The sequence below is a fragment of the Nocardioides sp. genome (genome assembly GCF_035429765.1).
Classification (GTDB): domain Bacteria; phylum Actinomycetota; class Actinomycetes; order Propionibacteriales; family Nocardioidaceae; genus Nocardioides.
Genome location: NZ_DAOMFK010000301.1, coordinates 1 through 2,514, shown reverse-complemented (window position 1 = coordinate 2,514; position 2,514 = coordinate 1). Strand labels below are relative to the sequence as shown.

Sequence of the window (2,514 nt, the reverse complement as noted above, 5' to 3'; positions counted from 1 at the left end):
CGGAGCCGTCGAGCCCCCGGGCGAGCAGCCCGAACGCCCGCGCCAGGCCGACCAGCGAGGTGGCCGGGGCCGGGGCGCCGCACCCGTCGACGGCCAGCGCTCCCGGGCCGTGCAGCGGGGTCTGGTCGCCGGTCAGCGAGACGACGGTCTGGAGGATCGCGCGCTGCAGCGGGTGCTCCGGCGACAGGTAGGTCCCGGTGTCCCAGCCCCGGGCCACGCACGTGGCGAGCATCCCGGCGTGCTTGCCCGAGCAGTTCATCAGCACCGGCGCGGCCGACCCCCCGCCCCGGAGCAGCTCTGCCCGAGCCACGTCTCCCAGCGGCAGGTCGGCGGGCGTCTGCAGCGAGGCCTCGGAGAGCCCGGCGCCGCGCAGGATCCGGCGTACCCCCTCGACGTGGAACGGCTCGCCCGAGTGCGACGCGCACACCAGCGCCAGCAGCTCGTCGGGCAGGTCCAGCCCGCAGCGCAGCATCCCGACCGCCTGGAGCGGCTTCACGCACGACCGCGGCAGCACCGGCCGCTCCACGTCGCCGACGGCCCAGTCCACCGACCCGTCGGGTGCGAGCGCCACCACCGCGCCGTAGTGGTGGCCCTCCACGATCCCCGACCGGACCACCTCGGCCACCACCGGCTGCGACTGGGGCTGCGCCATGCGGGGCACCCTACCGAGGACCGGTCCGGTTCGTTCCCGCCCGCGCCCGGGCCGCCCCGCGGTGGCAGGATGGCGCCTGTGCCGCCGATCCCCCAGCACCACCCCACCCCGCGCGAGCTGGACGACCTCGAGCTGCTGGTCTCCGGCGCGCTGGCGCCGCTCACCGGCTTCAACGAGCCGGACAGCCCGGTGACGCTGGACCTGCCCGAGGACGTCATCGCCCAGGCGCGGGACCGCGGGCTGGTCGAGCTGGTGGACCCCGAGGGGCTGCCGCTGGCCCACGTGGACCTCGACGGGCGGGTCACCGCGCTGACCCATGCCGAGCACGGCCCGTTCCGCCGGCTGCACCTGACCCCGGCCCAGGCGCAGGAGCGGTACGCCGGGAGCACCTGGGTCCCCGTCGCCGACCCGCTGACCACCGACCAGCTGGGCCGGCTGGCCGAGGCCGGGCCGGTGGTGCTGCTGGCGCTCATCGGCACGGGCACCCCGACCCTCTCCCCCGTCGGCCTGGTCCGGGCCACGCTGGCCGCGGCCGAGGGGCTGCCCGACGCGGCGGTGGTGGCGGTGCCGCTGGCCGCGCACGGCGACCCCGAGGTCGACCACCACCTGGGGATCCAGGTCGTGGAGAACTACGCCGACGGGGACCCGGTGCTGGGGCTGGCCGAGGGCGGCGAGCTCCCGGCTGCGGTGGCCGCAGTCGTCGACGCCGACCGGCCCCCGCCCGGCGAGCAGGGCCTCGTGCTGTTCTTCACCGGACTGTCCGGCAGCGGCAAGTCCACCCTGGCGCGGGCCCTGATCGACCTGCTGCTCGAGACCGGGCGCACGGTGACCAGCCTCGACGGGGACGTCGTACGCCGCCACCTCTCGGCCGGGCTGACCTTCTCCAAGGCGGACCGGGAGACCAACATCGCCCGCATCGGCTGGGTCGCGGCCGAGATCTCGCGGCACGGCGGGGTGGCGGTGTGCAGCCCGATCGCTCCCTTCGACGCGACCCGCCGGCTGGTCCGCCAGATGGTCGAGGACGCCGGCGGCGCGTTCTTCCTGGTGCACGTGGCCACGCCGCTGGAGGAGTGCGAGCGGCGCGACCGCAAGGGCCTCTACGCGAAGGCCCGGCGCGGCGAGATCCCCGAGTTCACCGGGATCTCCTCGCCGTACGAGGAGCCCGAGGACGCGGCGGTGCGGGTCGACACCACGGGCCGCACCATCGAGGAGGCTCTCGACGACGTCCTCGTGGGGCTGCGGGCCGAGGGCTACCTGGACCTCGCGGCGGCGACCCCGGAGCCGCGGCGCGCCGAGGAGGACAACCTCGGCCGGGCAGTACACTGACCCGGTTCAAATCCGGCGAGACGAGAGTGTGGCATGCCCGATCTCAGCACCACGTTCTTCGCGATCCTCGCCGCCGGGTTCCTCGTCGGCACCGTCGTCGGCCTCACCGGCATGGGCGGCGGCGCGCTGATGACGCCTGCGCTGCTCTTCCTGGGCGTGGGCGACGCGGCGACCGTGGTCACCGCCGACCTGACCGCCGCGGCGGTCTACAAGACCGGCGGTGCGGTGGTGCACCACCGGGAGGGCTCGCCGAACCTCAAGCTCGCCAAGTGGCTGATCGTCGGCTCGGTGCCGATGGCGCTGCTCGGCCCGCACCTGCTCGCGGCCGTGACCGACACCCCCGAGCAGCTCGACAAGGTGCTCAAGCTGTGCATCGGGTTCGCGCTGCTCCTCGCGGCCGCCACCTACGCACTGCGGCTCTACATCCAGCTGCGGCGGATCCGCCGCGGCGGCGTCGTCCCCGACGACAACCCCCACATCCAGGTCCTGCCGACCGTGCTGATCGGCGCCGCCGGCGGGCTGCCCGTGGGGGTGAC

Annotated in this window: 3 protein-coding genes; 2 read left to right on the top strand and 1 reads right to left on the bottom strand. The window is 75.4% G+C overall.

Annotated features, from left to right (window positions below; translation table 11 throughout):
* On the bottom strand, positions 1-652 hold a 652-nt coding region (locus tag PLP61_RS16490), incomplete at its 3' end, for an asparaginase (RefSeq protein ID WP_324503851.1).
* A 78-nt stretch (positions 653-730) separates the two neighbouring features.
* On the opposite strand from PLP61_RS16490, the gene cysC reads away from it, so the two are divergent.
* Entirely contained in the window at positions 731-1,978 is a 1,248-nt protein-coding gene (cysC, locus tag PLP61_RS16485) for an adenylyl-sulfate kinase (RefSeq protein ID WP_324503850.1), read from the top strand.
* Between the two features lie 33 nt (positions 1,979-2,011).
* Positions 2,012-2,514, top strand: a 503-nt coding sequence (locus PLP61_RS16480; protein WP_324503848.1) for a sulfite exporter TauE/SafE family protein, incomplete at its 3' end; no start/stop codon positions are given.